Below are 17857 nucleotides of genomic sequence, written 5' to 3' on the forward strand. Positions count from 1 at the left end.
CGAGGTGTCCATTTGCTGGACGCGGTCCGGCACCACCTCTACAGTCGCGCCGCCCCGGCCGCTTTGAGCTGCCTGCGGAGCTCGTCGCGGTGGTCTCGATCACCGGTGAAGACGAGGGCGGTGTGCTCGGGGGTGCGCAGCACCAGGACGGGATCGCCGACGCGGGGGATGTGCACGACGCTGAAGGAGCGGGAGAGGGTCGTGGGGCCGCTGGAGTGGCTGACGGTCACCTCGACGGTGACCTGCGTGTCGCCGCCGTGCTTGCCGGTGTCCTGGGTGGCGGTGACCTCGCCCGCGTGCCTGCTCCCGTGCGCGATCAGCGTCTCCACCAAGGGGGCGTACTTCGCCCGCTCCCGCGTGCCGCTGATGACCAGCCACGTGCCCAGCAGCGCGGTCACCAGCAGGTACGCGCCGATGCCGACGTAGAGCCAGTTGGTGCCGGGCGCGCCCGCGAGCAGCAGGGCCAGGCCCGCGGCGAACAGGGTGGCCAGCAGCGCGTAGTGGATCAGCAGGATGCCCGCCGCCACGAACAGTGCGACGCACACCGCGATCCGGACCGCGAAAGCCGGGGCGCCCGCGGTGAGCTGCTCGTACAGCGTCCACCCGGCGAAAGCGGCACCCAAGCAGCCCAGCACGCCGACCAGCGCGCGCACCTGCCCGCGTCGGGCTGACCTGGCCCGCGGTGCGGGGGAGTCGCGGGGGTCGGCGGGGAGGGGGAGCTCGGCCACGGCGAGAGCACATCACGTCCCGCCGGTGGGGCTTGACTCGGGCCGCTCGTCGAGAGACTCTGAAAGAGAAATTTCGAAAGAGTTCCTTCAGATTGGATGATCATGGCCGAGTTGCCGCCGCGGCTGCGGGTGCGCGATGTGGAGTTGATGCGGGCGCTGGCGCACCCGCTGCGGACGGCGTTGCTGAGCTACCTCATGGCGGTCGGGCAGCGCACGGCCAGCGAGTGCGCGACCGCGGTCGACTCCTCGGCGTCGAACTGCAGTTGGCACCTGCGGCAGCTGCAGAAGTGGGGGCTGGTGGAGCCTGCCCCCGGTACTGACGGGCGGGAGCGGCCGTGGCGGGCGACGCAGGTCGGGTTGGAGATCGGCGAGTTCGAGGCCGACGGGGCGACCCGGGCCGCCCAGGTCGCGGCGTTCGGGGCGACGCTGGGCAACGAGCAGGTGCTCACCCAGCGCTACCTCGACACCATGGGCGAGATGGACCCGCGCTGGCGCCGAGCGTCCCAGCTCAACCAGTACTCGTTGCGGATCACCCCCGACGAGCTGACCGACCTGCACGCCGCCATCGACGCGCTGGTCAGGTCGTACGTCTCGACCATCCGCGGCGACGCCCCCGAGGAGGCGCGACCGGTGCAGGCGAGTTGGCGGGCGTTCCTGCGCATCGAGGCCGACGGGCGGCCGAGCTGATGAGGGACCTGCTGGGGCGGGGCCCGTTCGTCCGGCTGTGGGTCGCCGGGCTGTTCGAGGAGGCCGCCGAGTGGATGGCGCAGGTGGCGCTGCCGGTCTACATCTACCAGAGCACCGGCTCGGCGGGGTCGACCGCGTTGGCGATGGTCGCGGGACTGCTGCCCACGGTGCTGCTCAGCCCGGTCACCGGCGTTCTCGTGGACCGGTGGGACCGTCGCAGGCTGCTGTTGGGTGTGTGCCTGCTGCAGGCGGCGGTGTTGCTGCCGTTGTTGCTGGGGCGGGATTCGGGGTTGGTGATCGCGGTGCTGGTGGCCCAGTCGGCGGTCGCGGCGGTGTTCGAGCCGACTCGCTCGGCGCTGGTGCCCGCCGTGGTGCGCGCTGAGCAGTTGACGGCCGCGAACGCGTTGATGGGGTTCAACAGCAGCGCGGCCCGCTTGGTGGGCAGTGCCCTGGGTGGCGTCGTGCTGGGGGTGTTCGGCCTCCAGTGGGTGGTGGTCGGCGCGGTCGCCGCCCTGGTGGCCGCCGCGGCGTTGCTGGTGTCCGCGATGCCGGGGTCCGCTGTGGTCTCCGAGCGCTCACCGATGGTGCGGCAATGGACCGCGGGAGTGGGCGAGTTCCGGCGCGGTCCACTTCGGACCCTGGGGATCACGCTGGTGCTCGTCTCGGTCGCCCAGGGGATGTTCCTCGTCCTGTTCGTGGTGTTCGTGACCGGTCCGCTGGGCGCGGGGGAGGCCGAAGTCGGCCTGCTGCGCGGTGTCCAGGCGATCGGCGGGCTCGCGGCGGGGGTGGTGCTCGCGACGATGGCGCGCGGTGCGGGCCCGCGCGCTCTCCTCGGCTGGGGCGGGCTGGTGTTCGGCTCGCTCTGCGCCACCATGTGGAACCTGCCCGCGGTGAGCACCCAGCTCTGGGTCTACATCGGACTCTTCATCCTCCTCGGCGTCCCGGCGGTGGTCGCGACGACCGGGTCGCTGACCCTGCTGCAGTCCGCTGTCCCCGCCGAGCGCACCGGCCGCGTCCTGACGACGGCGTTCGCCACCATGGCCGCGTTCCAGGCGGTGGGCATGCTCGCGGCGGGCGCGCTGGTCGAGGTCTGCAACCTCTCCGTCCTGCTCAACAGCCAGGCCGCGCTCCTGCTCGCCGCTGGTGTGATCCCCCTGCTCGGCCTGCGCAAGCCCGCCCGCCGCGACGAGCTCGCCCTGGTCTAGTGGCTCGGGCTGCCGGGACTCGGGGTGGCGGGCTCGCCGAACCAGCGGGTGAGCTGCTCGTCGAGGTCCCGCTGGTGCTCCCCGACCCAGGCGACGTACCCGTCGGGGCGCAGCAGGATGGCCGGGGCGTCCAGCGCCGCGGCGGGGTCCGCGATGAGGTCGACCCGGTCCGACCAGCCCCCGACGGCCAGCTCCCCGGTGCGGTCGAGCACCAGGCCGCGACCCCGGCGCAGGCGGTCGTAGAGGGTGCCCCGGCCCAGGTCGATGTCGCGCAGCCTGCGGCCGAGCAGGTCGGGGCCCGCGCCGAGGTCGTAGCGGACGCCGAGCGCGGTGATCTTCTCGATCAGGTGGCGGTTCACCGCGTCGATGTCCATCAGTTCGGAGAGCAGCCCCCGCACGGCCCGCGCGCCCGGTTCGGCCGACGACAGCGCCACCTGGGCGCGGGTGTTGTCCAGCACGTCCGCGGCGACCGGGTGGCGTTCGTCGTGGTAGCTGTCCAGCAACGCTTCCGGCGCCCAGCCGCGCACCTGCCCGGCCAGCTTCCAACCGAGGTTGACCGCGTCCTGGACGCCCAGGTTCAGGCCCTGGCCGCCCGCGGGCGGGTGGATGTGCGCCGCGTCGCCCGCCAGCAGCACCCGCCCGACCCGGTACCGCTCGACCAGCCGGGTCGCGTCGCCGAAGCGGGACAGCCAGCGCGGGGAGTGCACACCGAAGTCGGTTCCGGCGATGGCGCGCAACCCCTGTGCGAAGTCCTCCAGGGTGGGCGGTTCCGCCCGGTCCTCGCTGACCCCCGCGGCGGGCACGACGACGCGGTAGATCCCCTCGCCGAAGGGACCGAAGCTGAAGGACCTGGCGCTCTGCTGGATCTCGGCCACCTTGGCGGCGATCTCCTCGGGTGGCGCGCCCGCCGCCATCTCGCCCATCAACGTGTCGTTGCGCGAGGGCTCGCCGGGGAAGCCGACGCCGAGCAGTTTGCGCACCGTGCTGCGCGCGCCGTCACAGCCGACGAGGTAGCGCGCCCGCACCTGGTCGCCGTCGGCCAGCTCGACGGTCACGCCCTCGTCGTCCTGCTCGAAGCCGACCACCGCGCTACCGCGCCGGACCTGTGCGCCCAGGTCGACCGCGTGTGCCCCGAGCACCTGATCGATGACCGGTTGCGGGATGCCCAGCAGGTAGTCGTAGGCGGAGTCCAGGCCTTGCGGCGCCGGTTTGGGGATGGCGGCGAAGATGCCACCGACCGGGCGCTGCCGTCCACGTTCGAGCAGGCGGTCCAGCAAGCCGCGCATCGCCATCAGCTCGATGCTGCGGATGTGCAGACTGACCACGCGGACGAACGACGACGTCGGCTCGGGCTCCTTCTCCACGACGAGGACCCGCACGTCGTGCAGCCGCAGTTCGGCGGCCAGCATCGCGCCCGTCGGCCCGCACCCGGCAACGATCACATCGAACATGAACCACCACTTCGCCCGGTTCCCACCCAGTCGCCGCGCGTCCCCGTCGTCGGGCGCGGCCGCGTGGCTCGCTGGTCCCGGATTCACGCGGTCCTGGCATCGGCGGCTCAGTGTCCGGCACCCCTGCGGGTGCCGCAAGCGATATAACCCCGCGTCCGGCTACACCTTCGGCAGGTACCGGGGAGCACGCCGAACCGGGTTGGCCTTCTCGAACGCGCCCGCCAACGCGAGGGACTTCGCGTCCGCCCAACGCCCGGTGATGAACGACAACCCCACCGGGAGTTCGCCCGCGTAACCCGCCGGGACTGTGGTGGACGGGTAACCCGCGACGGCGGCCGGGGTGGAGGTGCCGAGGATGTAGGCGTCGCCGGTCTCGTAGTTGGTGGGCCAAGCGGGGCTGTTGGTGGGGGCGACGATGGCGTCCAGGTGCTGGGCCGCGAGCGTCTCGTCGATCGAGCGGCGGGCCAGGGAAGTCGCCTTCGCGCGCTGCGCGCGGTAGGTGGGGTCGCTCGGGCTCGGGGCCGTGGCGGCCTGCTCGAAGAGTTCCTGGCCGAACTTGCTGAGCTCCACCGGGTCGCGGCGGTTGAAGTCGATGAGGCCCTGGATGGTTTGCGGTGCCTGCGGACGGTGCCGCAGGTACGCGGGGAGGTCGCGGGCGATCTCCGTGATCAGCGCCGGGAACTCGATCTCGCCGATCTCGGCCTGATACGGCAGGTCTACCTCGACCACCGTGGCACCTTGCGTGCGCAGCGTGGCCGCGGCCTGCTCCACGATCCGGTCCACGTCCTTGTCGATACCCGCGAGGCGCCACAGACCGATCCGGGTACCGCGCAGGGCGTTAGGGCGCAGGGCGTGCTCGTAGTCGGTTGGCTGAGCGCTCGGGTACGCCAAAGTGGCCTTATCGGCGCGATCGCGACCTTGAAGGACAGACAGGGTGATCGCGACGTCCACGACGTTTCGGGCCATGGGGCCCGCTGTGTCCTGTTCCAGGGAGATCGGGACCACGCCGGTGCGGCTGACCAGGCCGAGGCTCGGCTTGTGCCCCACGATGCCGTTCGCGGCCGACGGGCACACGATGGAGCCGTCGGTTTCCGTGCCGATGGCCACCTGGGCCAAGCTCGCCGCGACACCCGCACCTGACCCGGACGACGAGCCGCACGGATTGCGGTCGAGGACGTAAGGGTTGTTGGTCTGCCCGCCCACACCAGACCAACCCGACGTCGAGTGGGTTGAGCGGAAGTTCGCCCACTCGGACAGGTTGGCCTTACCGAGCACGACAGCGCCACCGTCGCGCAAACGCGACACCAAAGTGGCATCTGCCGATGGGGGAGCGCCTAGCAGCGCGCGTGACCCTGCCGTGGTGGTTAGTCCACGGGTGTCGATGTTGTCCTTAAGAAGGACCGGGATGCCCTCTAGCGGCCCCCGGGCGTGCCCGCGCTTGCGGCGCTGGTCGCTCGCGCGTGCCTGAGCCAAGGCAGAGTCATCGACCTTCAGGACCGCGTTGACCTTCTTGTCCACGGTCCTGATCCGGTCCAGGTAGGCCTGGGTCAGCCGCACAGAGGTAAGAGCGCCTCGGTCCATCAGGCGTTGGAGTTGGGGGATCGTCGCCCGGTCGAGGTCGAACCCGAGGGACGCCGCCGCGATGGGGCCCGGGATGACCGAGACCAGCACCGAAAGGCTGAGGACCGCCAACATCTGCTTCACGCGCACCCGCGTGATTCAAACGGGGACCGCGATCTACGTCAACGGGTGCCAGTTGCCTGACCTGGGACGGTGACCGTGTGCTGGCGTGGCTGGGCAGTGCGTGTGGCTCGATGGGTGAGGTACGCGTCCGCGCTGGGGCTGGGGGTGCGGTGGGCTCGATGGGGCGCGCATCGGTGGGGCCGTGCTGGGGTTGGGAGTGCGGTGGGCTCGATGGGGCGAACTTGTTTTGCGTGGGGCCCTTACAACACCCGTGGCAGGTCCGCACAGCAGGGGCCGAAAAGACTGGCCCTGCCGCGAGGAAACGCTACGGGTGTTGTCCCCCACGCAAAACAAGTCCGCCCCATCGAGCAGTGGCAGGAGGTGGGGTTGGTGGTGGGGGGGAGGGAGGGAGGGATGAGGGAGGGATGAGGGGGAAGGGGTGAGGGCGAGGGTGGGGAGTTGCCCGTTGGGGAAACTGCCCGTTCCCCCACGGACGGCGGTTCACGGCTGTCGGCTCGGAGCACCGCGCGCGATAGTCGAGCGCAGGTCAGCACAGCCTGGGAGGCACCGTGATTCACGAGGTCGACCTGTGCCTACGGCGTCTGGTTCGGGACGACCCGCTGTTGGGCGGGGAGGTGGATGTCGCCTTCGAGGCGCCCACCAAGGACTGGGCGTCGCGCCGCAATGCGCCAACTGTCAATGTCTACCTCTACGACGTCCGTGAGGACATGCGTCGTAGACAGCGCGGTCTGCACAACGAGTACGTCAACGGTGTGGTGACTGCCCGGCACCTTCCGCCCCGGTACTTCAAGCTCTCTTACCTCGTCACGGCCTGGACCCAGCGTCCTGAGGATGAACACCGACTCCTCGCCTCCCTGCTGAGCCGGTTCTTGCGCTACGAGGCCATCCCTGCGGAACTCCTCGAAGGCACCCTCGCCGAACTGGGGCTCCCCCTTCCGATGACGGTGGCCCTGCCGCCGCCCGAGGACCGAGCTTTCGCTGACGTGTGGACGGCGCTAGGGGGTGAACTCAAGCCCTCTCTCGACATCGTGGTGTCCGCTCCCATGGAGACCGGGCGGGTGTTCCCCGCGGGCCCGCCCGCCAGCGAGGGCGTGCGCCTCAATATCGGTGGGGAGGCGGGCGACACCGTCGAGCACAACGTGCCGAGCGAGGCCACCCCTGGTCACGTGCCCGAACGGGTCGCGATGACCAGGGTCCGGAGGGGGAGTAGTGACTGACACGAGCGTCGTCCACCTATTCGACAGGTTGGCCGCATTAGAGCAACGCATCCGGGACGCCGTGGCGCTGCGTCGCGCTGGTGATCCCAACCCGGACGATCCGTTCCGAGGGCTCTACCTGTCCGAGGAAGCCATAGACGCCCTGTTCGCCGAGAGTCGCTCGCCGTTCCCGCTGCCCGGCGATCTCGACCCGTCAGGTCTGTCGGACCGCCTCACCACGCTGGTGCCTCTTAGCCCGCTGGACACCGAGCTGCTGCTTATCGCCGTGGCCCCGGACATAGACAGCCGGTTCGAGCAGTTCTATGGCTACCTCAACGACGATGTCACCCGCCGTCGCGCCAGCGTTGGGCTCGCCTTGAGACTGTGCGGTGTGCCGGAAGCCTCCGCGCCCGCAAGGGCCAGGCTCGACGCGGACGCCCCGCTCATCACTTCCGGCTTGTTGGTCGTAGATGACCGAGACCGCCCATTGCTCTCCCGCTCACTACGCGTCCCAGACCGCGTCGTGGCCCACCTGCTCGGCGACACCAGAATGGACCCCGGCATCACCGGGTTCGCGTCCCTGGCCACCGAACTCGACACACTCCCCGGCACCGACCTCCTCGCCCGTGCCTTCCTCGGCGGCGTCAGGTCCATCTACCTACGCGAGCATCCCGGATGCGGTGCTAGAGAGACCGCGGCAGCCGCACTTGGTGAAGCCGGATTCGCCGCGCTGATCGTCGACACACATCGACTCCCGCCCGACTACCCCGATGACACCGCCCGAGCCTTGCTGCGTGAAGCCTTGCTGCGCGGCGCGGGCATCATCATCGGGCCGATCGACGTCAACGGCACCCCGTTGCCACTAGGCAAGCTGTCCCACCCGGCAGTGCCAACGGTGCTGCATGGCACGTCGGTCTGGGACCCGGGCTGGAGCCTCACCCCACCCGTCCAACATGACGTCCGGCCCCTCCCAGTCGCTACCCGCACGGCCATCTGGCGGGCCTGCCTGGCCGGGAAACTGGCCCCCGACGCGGATCCGGCAGCGGTAACGGCCCACTTCGTCCTCGGCCCCGGTCAGATCCGGCACGCCGCCTACGCCGCCGAACTCGCCGCCGTCTCTTCCGGCGGACTCGTCCGCGCCGAACACCTGCGGGCGGGCGCGCGCGGTCAGAACGCCGCCGGGCTGCACCGCCTCGCCCGCCGGATCGAGCCCACCGTCGGCTGGGACGACCTCGTGCTCCCCGCCCCGGTCATGGCCGGGCTGCGCGAACTCGCCGCCCGCGCCCGCCACCGCGACCGCGTCCTCGACGAGTGGCGCATGCGCCCGGGCGGTGGCCGCGGCCGCGGCGTCACCGGGCTCATGGCGGGCGACTCCGGCACCGGCAAGACGATGTCCGCCGAGGTGATCGCCCGCGCGCTGGGCATGGACCTCTACACCGTCAACCTGGCCACCGTCGTGGACAAGTACGTCGGCGAGACCGAGAAGAACCTGGAGCGGATCTTCGCCGAGGCCGCGGGTGTCAACGGGGTGCTGCTGTTCGACGAGGCCGACGCGATCTTCGGCAAGCGCTCCGAGGTCCGCGACGCGCACGACCGCTACGCCAACATCGAGAGCGCGTACCTGTTGCAGCGCATGGAGACCTTCGAGGGCATCGCCCTGCTCTCCACCAACCTGCGCGCCAACCTCGACGAGGCGTTCACCCGCAGGCTCGACGTCGTGGTCGACTTCCCGGTCCCCGACGAGGCCCTGCGCCGCAGGCTGTGGGACCGCTGCCTGGGCACCGCCGTGCCCCGCGGCGACGACCTGGACCTCGACTTCCTCGCCGACTCCTTCGAACTCGCGGGCGGGCACATCCGCTCCGCCGCGATCACCGCCGCCTACCTCGCCGCCGACTCCGACGAGCCGGTGTCGATGGCCCGCTTGGTCGGTGCGGTCGCCCGTGAGTACCGCAAGCTCGGCAGGCTGTGCCTGGAGCGGGAATTCGGTCCCTACCACGAGATCGCGCTCATCGTCTGACCCGCGGCGGGCCCCCCGGGCGCCCGCCGCGCCCACCCGCCGTGCCCGCCCCGCCACCCGGCCCGTCCCCTTCGGAGTGTGCTCGGCTGCCTCTTCGGGCAACCGGAGTTACCCCCCGACGCCGCCACAGGGCCCTGGGAGCGGGGTGGGCCGCACGACCAGTATCGGTTCTGTCAGCGGTCGACTCCCTTGGAGGCAGATCATGCCCAATTACCTCTCCCCGGGTGTGTACGTGGAGGAGGTGGAGTCGGGGTCTCGGCCGATCGAGGGAGTCGGGACCGCGGTCGCCGCCTTCGTCGGGCTCGCCGAGCGCGGGCCCTACGACGAGCCGACACTGGTCACCAACTGGGGGCAGTTCACCCAGGTGTTCGGCGGCTTCCTGGAAGGCGGGTACCTCGCCCAAGCCGTTTTCGGCTACTTCCTCAACGGCGGCAGCACGGCTTACGTCGTGCGCGTCGGGTCCGGCAACGGGAACGGCAACGGTGACGGCGCCCCGCCACCGGCCCAGGCCGTGCTGGGCAACTACCGGGTCGCGGCCAAGCAGCTGCCCGCGGGCAAGGCCGACGAGATCACCGTCGAGGTCACCCACCCCACCGAGGAGAACGCGCCGGAGGACCGGTTCACCCTCGTGGTCAAGCAGGGTGGGAAGGTCGTCGAGACGCACACCGCGACCACCAAGCGCGGCAAGGAGAACGTGGTCACCGTCGTCAGGGAGAAGTCCTCGCTGATCACCGTCGAGGAGGTCACCGGCGGCGCGCTCGTCAAGCCCGACAAGACAACCGCGGTCCTGGCCGAGCCGACCGCCGGTCCGCCGTCGGCCATCCGGGCCGAGGACATCGTCGGCGACGTCGCCGACCGCACCGGCTTCGGCGGGCTGGAGATCGTCGAGGAGGTCACCATGGTGGCCGTCCCGGACCTGATGGGCCTCTACGAGCGCGAGCTGATCGACCTCGAGGGCGTGCAGGCGGTGCAGACCGCGATGATCGCGCACGCCGAGCTGATGGGCGACCGGATGGCCATCCTGGACTCCCCGCCCGGGCTGACCCCGCAGGCGGTCAAGCAGTGGCGCGAGGAGGTCAACTACGACACCCGCTACGGCGCCCTGTACTACCCGTGGATCAAGGTCGCCGACCCCGCTGGCGAGGGCACCGTGTTCGTCCCGCCGAGCGGGCACCTGGCGGGCGTGTGGGCCCGCAACGACGGCACCCGCGGTGTGCACAAGGCCCCGGCCAACGAGGTCGTGCGCGGCGTGCTGCAGCTGCAGAGCGGGGTCACCCAGGCCGAGCAGGCGCTGCTCAACCCGATCGGCGTCAACGTGCTGCGCTCGTTCACCGGCCGCGGCATCCGGGTCTGGGGCGCGCGCACCCTCACCAGCGACACCGACTGGCGCTACCTCAACGTGCGGCGGCTGTTCAACTACCTCGAGGAGTCCATCCTCAACGGCACCCAGTGGGTGGTGTTCGAGCCCAACGACGAGGCGCTGTGGGCCCGGATCCGGCGCACCATCAGCGCGTTCCTGGTCAACGAGTGGCGCAAGGGCGCGCTGTTCGGCAACACCCCGGACGAGGCGTTCTACGTCAAGTGCGACCTGGAGACCAACCCGGCCGAGAGCATCGACGCGGGCCACGTGGTGTGCGAGATCGGGGTCGCGCCGGTCAAACCCGCCGAGTTCGTGGTGTTCCGGCTCGCCCAGCTCTCCGGCGGCACCAGCCTGGTCAACGAGTAATCCCGAAGGGTGACAGCAGATGGCACTCCCCGATCTCGACACCTCCGTCGGCCACTCCTTCGGCCTTGAGGTCGACGGCATCCAGATCAAGAGCATCAACGAGGTCAGCGGCCTGAAGATGGAACAGGACGTGATCGAGCTCAAGCAGAACACCGCCGACGGCAAGTACGTCATCAAGAAGCTGCCCGGGCGGCCCAAGGCGGGCGAGGTCACCCTCACCCGCGGCCTCACCGGCGACACCAGCTTCGAGAAGTGGGTCAAGGACGCCCACTTCGGCAAGATGGCCGACGCGCGCAAGGGCGGGGCGATCATCGTCTACGACTACGAGGGCCAGCCGATCAAGCGCTACAAGCTGACCAACGCCTGGCCCAAGACGCTGGAGATCGGCTCGCTCAAGGCGGGCGACACCAGCGTGCTCACCGAGAAGCTCGTCATCACCTACGAGCAGATGGAAGTCGAGTAACCGTGCGCCGATCGATGACCGGTGTCGGGGTCCAGGACCCGCCGCGGCCCAGCGAGCCGCGGCGGGAGCTGCGCACCGAGTTCGCCTTCGAACTGCCCCGCGGCTACGTCGACGACAACGGCGTCGCCCACCACAGCGGGACCATGCGGCTGGCCACCGCCCGCGACGAGCTCGTCCCGCTGCGCGACGACCGGGTCCGGGAGAACCCCGCCTACCTGACCGTGGTGCTGCTGGCCAGGGTGGTCACCCGCATCGGCGAGGTCACCGACGTGCACGCCGGGGTCATCGAGAACCTGTTCGCCGCCGACCTGGCGTTCCTGCAGGAGCTCTACCGGCGGGTCAACAGCGAGGGGCACACCCGCGCGGGTGTGGCGTGCCCGCAGTGCGGCCACGGCTTCGCCGTCGACCTGGCGGGCGGGACCGCCGGGGGGCGCCTGGGGGAATCGTGACGTACGCGGCAGACCGGCTGCACGAGGAGGTCGCGTACGTCGCCTACCACTTCCACTGGCCGCTGGAGGAGATCCTCGACCTCGAACACCCCGACCGGCTGCGCTACGTGGCCGAGATCGCCCGCATCAACACCAGGATCACGCAGGGACGGTGAGCAGAACCGATGTGGCCGTGGCGACGCAAGCCCGCGCCCGCAGCCACCCCGCCGGACCGGGTGGAGCGGGCGGACTGGCGCGCGCTGCCACCGATCCAGCGGGTGGTGCCCGCGCACCCCGTGGTGAACCCGGTGCAGCGCTTCAGCTCCGGGCTCACCGCGTGGCAGAACCCGTCGTTCCTGCGGCCGCTCGCGCACCGCGTCGGCGAGGCGGAGCCGGGTGGGGTGGCGGACGTGCTGACGCCGGTCGTCGAGCTCCCGCTGGCAGTGCCGCCCAAGCGCGGTAAGGACCAGGTGACGGTGTCGAGGTGGACCGAGGAGCCGACGATCTGGCTCCCGGCGGTCCCGGAACGCCCAGCCACCCAGGAACATCCGGTGGCGCAACGGGTTCAGACTGATACATCAGAACCCTCTACAGTGGATGCTCCGCTCGCGCACGAGCGGGGCTTGGCCGAGTCGCCGATCGCGCACGAGGCGCCGAGTGTGCAGCGGACGGACCTGAACGCGCCGACCGCGCACGAGGCGTTGGATGTTCGGCGGGGTGATCAGTCTGGGCCGGACTCGCCCGGTGTGTCTGCGCACGAGGTGGGGTCTGTGGTGACCGCGCCGCATGAGGTGGCGGACGTGCAGCGAGCCGCGGTGGATCTGCCGGTCGCGCAGGATGCGGTGGGCGTGCAGCGGTCAGCGGATTCGCCCGAGACTCGGGAGACGTTGGGCGCGCGTGAGTTGGCGCAACCGGTGGGTCCGCCGAGTACGCCGGAGCCGGCGGATGACCGGACTGCGGTGGATCTTCCGGTGACGGGCGAAGCGTTGGGTGTGCAGCGGTCGGAGCAGACCACGGTGGGTGCGCTAGAGCCGATCGGGGTGCAGCGGGTTGAGGCGGGGTTGCCGGTCGCCCACGATGCGGTGGGCGCGGAGCGGACCGAGGTGGATGCGCCTGTGGTGCGCGAGACGTTGGGTGTGGGGGAGTCGTCGCGGGCTGCGATCCTGCCGAGCGGGTCTGAGTCAGTTCGGGCGCAGCGAGCCGAAACGGATCTACCGGTCGCGCACGATGCGTTAGGCGTGGCACAGACTGCGGCGGGTTTGCCGAGTGTGCAACGGGTCGAGGCGGACTTGCCTGTGACGCGTGAGTCGTTGGGTGCGGAGCAGTCGGGACAGGATTTGCCTATCGCGCGTGAGACCTTGGGCGTGAGTGTTCCGGGGCCGATAGGGGTGCAGCGGGTAGAGGCGGATTCGCCTGCTGGGCGTGAGATGTTGGGTGTGGGGGAGTCGGCGCCCACGACGGAGCTGCCGGTCGTGCGCGAAGCCTTGGATCTGCCTAAGTCAGAGACGGGCCACTCGACCGATGTCGACGCGCCGGTGCTGGGTGGCGCCACTCCATTGGCGCAGCGACTCGAACTTCCGGGAATCAGCACGGTCGACCTGCCCAGCACGAGCGAGGCTCCCAGCCTCCCCACGGCCGTGCAGCGCGCTGCCGAGCCCGGGCTGGGCGAGCCGATCGCCAGGCCCGTGCCCGAACCGGACCGCCCCGTCATCGCCACTGTCCAGCGCCGCCTCGGCCTCGGCGAGCCCATCGACCCCACCAGCCCGCCTGCCCGTGCCACGACGCCCACCCCCGACCTCGCCCACCCCGACATCGAGCCGGGCGGGCAACCCACCCTCCCGAACCAGCCCGCCCTACCTGCTAGCCCCAGCCAGCCCACCCTGTCCGCCCACCCCGCTCTGCCCACTCTGTCCACTCACCCCACCCTGCCCACCCACCCCACCCTGCCCACTCACCCCGCCCCCACTGTCCAAACGCTGATCACCCAGCCAGCTCTGCCCACCAATCCCGCCTCAGCGGCTCACCCCACTCCACTCGGGCCACCCGCTCTGCCCGTCCATCCCGGCGCAGTGGTTCCGCCCGCCCACCGCGCCCAAACGTCCCTGCCCACCCCCACCATCCAGACGGTCTTGACCACTCAGACCACTTCACCCGCGCACCCCGCACCACCCGCTTCGCCTACCCACCCCGCTCTACCCGCATTGCCTACTCACCCCGCCCTGCCCGCTGTATCAACTCGCCTCACCCTGTCAACTGAGGCCGCTCTACCCACTCACGCAGGCCCGCCCGACCAGGCTGCCCGGTCCGCCGAGACGGTGCACACGGTCCAGCCCATCCTGGCCACCCAGCCGACGCCGCTCGTGTCGCGACCCGAGCAGGCCCCTGGGCAGTCGGACGTGCCCGTCCCGCTCACCTTCCCCACCCGGCCCGGCGCCCTCGACCCGGACCTGCGCGTCGTGTCCCTCTCCCGGGCCGTCGACCCCACACCCCCGGCCACCGACGCACCGACCCTCGGCCTCGCCCGAACCCCCGCGCCACCGGCGAACCCGGACCGCCTGGGACCACCCCCGCAACCACCCCCGGTCCCCGCCGTCCAGCGGAGCCACGACCCACCGGGGGAACTGCCCGCCGCGCAATCACCACTGCCGCCGCCGACACTGCCGCCGCCACTGACACCATCGCCGCGACACGCGTCGCGGCCGGTGGAGTTGGTGCCCGCTGTCCAACGGGTCGACGACCCGCCGCCGGAACCCGAGCCCGCCCCGACACCCGAGGCGGCCCCACCACCGGTGACCCAGACACCCGCCCCCGCGGCGGCTTCGACGGCGGCGCCCGCGTCCGGGGCGCCGCCGGAGGCTGTTCCGGAGGAACTGGTGCGCAAGCTGTTCGACCCGCTGCTGCGCAGGCTCAAGACCGAGCTGCGGCTCGACCGCGAACGCCGCGGTCGGGTGACCGACCGGTGGCGCTGAGCTGAGGAGGGGGCGAGATGACCAGCATCGAGGAGGCCGTCGCCGTCTGCTACGTCGTCAAGATCGACGACGAGAGCCTCGGCGCGTTCAGCAGCTGTGACGGGCTGGGCTGCGAGTTCGTGATGGAGCAACGGGAAGAGGGCGGCAACAACGGGTTCGTCTGGCAGCTGCCCACCCGCATCAAGTACGGCAACGTCAAGTTCTCCCGGCCGGTGACCGCCGACAGCGCCAAGGTCACCGCCTGGATCGCGGGCATGGCGGGCGGGATCCGGCGCAAGACCGCCACGATCGAGGCCAGGACGTTGGCGGGCAAGGTGATCGCCCGCTGGTCGCTGGTCGACGTGGTCCCGGTGCGCTGGACCGGCCCGCAGCTCTCCGCCGACTCGCCGAAGGTCGCCACCGAGACCCTGGAGTTGGCCCACCACGGTTTCCTCGGCCGGGGGGCGTGATGAGCTCACCGATCACCTTCGTCTCCGCCGGGTCGCCCGCCGCGTCCAGCTACGGCGCGGGCGCGCCACCGAACCTGCAGCGCGCCAAGCTGGCCGTGCACAAGCCCCCGCAGGGCGGCAGCACGGCCAAACCGGGCGAGTTCATGTACGACATCCCGTTCCAGTTCAACCCCAAGGAGCTCTCGCTCACCAAGAACGCCAAGTGGAAGCGCGACGAGCAGCGCAACGCCAAGAAGAGCGGCCCGCCGGAGTTCAAGGGCGCCGACCCGTGCAAGTTGGCGCTGGAGATGTTCCTCGACGCGACCGACACCATGGACGACAAGGTCGTCAAGACCGTCGAGAAGGTCTTCGCCTGTTGCGTGGCCACCGAGGAGAGCAGGCAGAGCGGCAAGGGCTCGCCGCCGTGGGTGGTGTTCAAGTGGGGCGGGATGACCGGATTCCCCGCCTACGTCGCCAGCGTCACCGCCAAGTACACCCTGTTCACCCCGGCGGGCGTTCCGGTCCGCGCCGTGTGCACGGTGAACCTGGAGGAGATCTCCGGCGAGCAGGGCGGCCAGAACCCGACCTCGGGCACCCGCGCGGTCCGCGCCACGCACACCCTGGTCGCGGGGGACACGTTGCAGTCGGTGGCGTTCCGCGCCTACGGCGATCCCCGGTTCTGGCGCGACATCGCCGAGCTCAACGACATCGACGACCCGATGGTGCTGCGCCCGGGGACCCGGCTGCGGGTGCCCGCGCTGGAGGAGATCTCCCGTGGCCAATGAGAGCTTCGCCAACTCCCTGGTCGTGACCGTCAACGGGCAACCGCTGCCCGCCGACGTCAAGGCCATGCTCGCGGTCGCCTACGTCGACGACAGCCGGAACCTGCCGGACATGTTCGTCCTGCGCTTCCGCGACCCGGGCGGCGTCGTGCTCTCGAAGGCGGGGGTCAAGGTGGGGGTCCCGGTGGAGCTGAAGGTGCAGACCGCGGACCCGGGTGGCCCGCAACCGCTGATGAGCGGCGAGGTCACCGCCGTCGGCATCGAACTCGACCGCACCGGCACCTTCACCGAGGTCCGCGGCTACGACCACGCGCACCGGCTGTTCCGCGGCAGGCGGGTGGCGGCGTACCCGGACATGACCGTCGCCGACGTGGTCCGCAAGGTGACCACCCGGGCGGGCTTGCGGGCGGGCACGATCGACGACGTCAAGGGCTACGGCGGTGCCCCGAACACCCAGTTCGGCCAGGACAACATCAGCGACTGGGAGTTCCTGTCCCGCCTCGCCGACGCCGTCGGGGCGCAGATCGCCGTGGTGGACAAGAAGCTCGACTTCAAGCTGCCGGAACAGCCCTCCGGCGCGCCCGACAAGTCGGCCAAGGCCGCGACCGACCCGCTCGTGCTCGAGGCGCACCGCAACCTGCTCTCGTTGCGCGCCGGGGTGACCGCCGCCGAGCAGGTGCCCAAGGTCGAGGTCCGCGGCTGGGACGTGAAAGCCAAGCAGGCCATCACCGCCACCGAGACCCCGAAGCACGCCGGGATCGACGTGCCGGGCGCGGACCCGGTCGCGCTCGCCAACGGGTTCGCCAGCCCACCGCTGGTGGCCGCCACGACCAGGGGCACGCAGGGCGCGGCGGCGGCGATGGCCAAGGGGCTGGCCAACGAGTTCGGCAGCGCCTGCGTCGAACTCGACGGCGTCGCCAAGGGGAACCCGAAGCTGCGGGCGGGCGCGCAGGTGGCGCTGGCCAACGTGGGGGAGCCGTTCGCGGGCAAGTACACCCTCACCAACACCCGGCACCTGTTCAGCGACGAGGTCGGCTACACCACCGAGTTCTCGGTGTCCGGCAGGCAGGAGCGCTCGTTCTACGGCCTCGCCGCGGGCGGGCGCGACGGCCGGGGAGTCCACAATGGACTGGTCACCGGGGTGGTCAGCGACGTGCGGGACCCGGACAAGCTGGGGCGGGTCAAGGTCACCTTCCCGTGGTTGGCCGAGGACTACACCAGCGGTTGGGCCAGGATGACCGAGTGGGGCGCGGGCAAGGACCGCGGCGCGATGATGCTGCCCGAGGTCGGCGACGAGGTGGTCCTCGGGTTCGACCACGGCGACTTCGACGCCCCGTTCGTGCTCGGCTCGCTGCACAACGGCAAGGACACCGTCCCGAAGTTCAGCAAACCGGTGGTGGACGGGGGATCCGGGGAGATCGCGGTGCGCGGGTTCGTCTCCCGCAAGGCGCACAAGGTCGAGTTCGTCGAGGCCGACGGCATCACCATCGCCACCGGCGACGGCAAGTTCGTGCTCACCCTCGACCAGACCAAGCAGGTCATCGAGATCACCAGCGGCAAGGAGATCTCGGTCAAGGCCACCAACGGCATCAAGGTCGACGCCGGGCAGGGCCCGCTGGAGCTCAAGGGCCAGACGGTGGCGGTCAAGGCCGTCGGCGCGTTCACCGCCGAGGGCTCCACCGCCGCGGTCAAGGGCCAGGGCCAGGCCGAGCTCAGCGCGAGCGGCCCGGTGACCGTCAAGGGCGCCATCGTGAAGATCAACTGATGTCCGGCTGCGGGAAGGGGAGTGGCATGCCGCCAGCGGCGAGGGTCGGCGACCCGACCGGGCACCCGGGCACCATCACCGGGCCCGGGGTGCCGACCGTGCTCATCGGCGGCAAACCCGCGGCCACGGTGGGCGACCTGCACGCCTGCTCGTTCCCGCCGCCGCCCCCGCACCCGCCGACCCCGATCCTGCCGCCCGGGTGCCCGACGGTGCTCATCGGCGGCAAACCCGCCGCGCGGCTCGGCGACCTGTCCGGCTGCGGCGCCCCGATCATCCTGGGCTGCCCGACCGTCCTCATTGGAGGCTGA

The 17857-nt window shown here is 71.0% G+C and carries 16 protein-coding genes; 13 read left to right on the forward strand and 3 right to left on the reverse strand.

Features of this window, described 5'->3' with window-relative positions:
• Window positions 1–38 precede the first annotated feature (38 nt).
• Window positions 39–728 carry a hypothetical protein gene (locus LV75_RS19675; RefSeq protein ID WP_253888411.1) on the reverse strand — a complete coding sequence of 230 codons (690 nt, stop codon included), beginning with the start codon at window positions 726–728 and terminating at the stop codon, window positions 39–41.
• Between the two features lie 102 nt (window positions 729–830).
• Here LV75_RS19675 and LV75_RS19680 point away from each other — a divergent pair, with 102 nt between their 5' ends.
• Window positions 831–1415, forward strand: coding sequence for a helix-turn-helix domain-containing protein (locus LV75_RS19680; protein WP_253888412.1), 585 nt, complete (start codon window positions 831–833; stop codon window positions 1413–1415).
• Window positions 1415–2620: an MFS transporter gene (locus LV75_RS19685; RefSeq protein WP_253888413.1), complete on the forward strand. Its 1206-nt coding sequence runs from the start codon at window positions 1415–1417 to the stop codon at window positions 2618–2620. Before LV75_RS19680 ends, LV75_RS19685 begins: the two co-directional genes overlap by 1 nt.
• On the opposite strand, the gene LV75_RS19690 is transcribed toward LV75_RS19685, so the two are convergent.
• A complete protein-coding gene (locus tag LV75_RS19690) occupies window positions 2617–4071 on the reverse strand; it encodes an FAD-dependent monooxygenase (protein WP_253888414.1) in 1455 nt (484 codons plus the stop codon). The genes LV75_RS19685 and LV75_RS19690 overlap by 4 nt on opposite strands.
• A 159-nt stretch (window positions 4072–4230) precedes the next feature.
• Complete coding sequence (locus tag LV75_RS19695) at window positions 4231–5766, reverse strand: amidase (RefSeq protein ID WP_253888534.1); 1536 nt, start codon at window positions 5764–5766, stop codon at window positions 4231–4233.
• A gap of 557 nt (window positions 5767–6323) precedes the next feature.
• Here LV75_RS19695 and LV75_RS19700 point away from each other — a divergent pair.
• The 11 genes from LV75_RS19700 (at window position 6324) to LV75_RS19750 (ending at window position 17857) form a co-directional block, all read left to right on the forward strand.
• Window positions 6324–6992 (forward strand): Pvc16 family protein, encoded by a 669-nt coding sequence (locus tag LV75_RS19700; RefSeq protein ID WP_253888415.1) that lies wholly within the window; start codon window positions 6324–6326, stop codon window positions 6990–6992.
• Window positions 6985–8988 carry an ATP-binding protein gene (locus LV75_RS19705; protein ID WP_253888416.1) on the forward strand — a complete coding sequence of 668 codons (2004 nt, stop codon included), beginning with the start codon at window positions 6985–6987 and terminating at the stop codon, window positions 8986–8988. The genes LV75_RS19700 and LV75_RS19705 overlap by 8 nt, the downstream gene beginning before the upstream one ends.
• A 202-nt stretch (window positions 8989–9190) precedes the next feature.
• The gene (locus LV75_RS19710) at window positions 9191–10714 is read left to right on the forward strand and encodes a phage tail sheath family protein (protein ID WP_253888417.1); all 1524 of its coding nucleotides are present in this window, start codon (window positions 9191–9193) and stop codon (window positions 10712–10714) included.
• 19 nt (window positions 10715–10733) lie between these two features.
• A complete protein-coding gene (locus LV75_RS19715) occupies window positions 10734–11177 on the forward strand; it encodes a phage tail protein (RefSeq protein ID WP_204452034.1) in 444 nt (147 codons plus the stop codon).
• 14 nt (window positions 11178–11191) lie between these two features.
• Window positions 11192–11626, forward strand: coding sequence for a hypothetical protein (locus LV75_RS19720; protein ID WP_253888418.1), 435 nt, complete (start codon window positions 11192–11194; stop codon window positions 11624–11626).
• Window positions 11623–11781: a DUF6760 family protein gene (locus tag LV75_RS19725; protein WP_253888419.1), complete on the forward strand. Its 159-nt coding sequence runs from the start codon at window positions 11623–11625 to the stop codon at window positions 11779–11781. The genes LV75_RS19720 and LV75_RS19725 overlap by 4 nt, the downstream gene beginning before the upstream one ends.
• Before the next feature lie 9 nt (window positions 11782–11790).
• The gene (locus LV75_RS19730; protein WP_253888420.1) at window positions 11791–14574 is read left to right on the forward strand and encodes a hypothetical protein; all 2784 of its coding nucleotides are present in this window, start codon (window positions 11791–11793) and stop codon (window positions 14572–14574) included.
• A 17-nt stretch (window positions 14575–14591) separates the two neighbouring features.
• A complete protein-coding gene (locus LV75_RS19735; protein WP_092774524.1) occupies window positions 14592–15023 on the forward strand; it encodes a phage tail protein in 432 nt (143 codons plus the stop codon).
• A complete protein-coding gene (locus LV75_RS19740) occupies window positions 15023–15787 on the forward strand; it encodes a CIS tube protein (RefSeq protein ID WP_253888422.1) in 765 nt (254 codons plus the stop codon). Before LV75_RS19735 ends, LV75_RS19740 begins: the two co-directional genes overlap by 1 nt.
• On the forward strand, window positions 15777–17549 hold the full coding sequence (locus LV75_RS19745) for a VgrG-related protein (protein WP_253888424.1): 1773 nt from the start codon (window positions 15777–15779) through the stop codon (window positions 17547–17549). Before LV75_RS19740 ends, LV75_RS19745 begins: the two co-directional genes overlap by 11 nt.
• Before the next feature lie 26 nt (window positions 17550–17575).
• Window positions 17576–17857: a PAAR domain-containing protein gene (locus LV75_RS19750; protein ID WP_253888426.1), complete on the forward strand. Its 282-nt coding sequence runs from the start codon at window positions 17576–17578 to the stop codon at window positions 17855–17857.

Origin of the sequence: Actinokineospora diospyrosa, from assembly GCF_024171925.1 — a bacterium.
GTDB classification, from domain to species: Bacteria; Actinomycetota; Actinomycetes; order Mycobacteriales; family Pseudonocardiaceae; genus Actinokineospora; species Actinokineospora diospyrosa.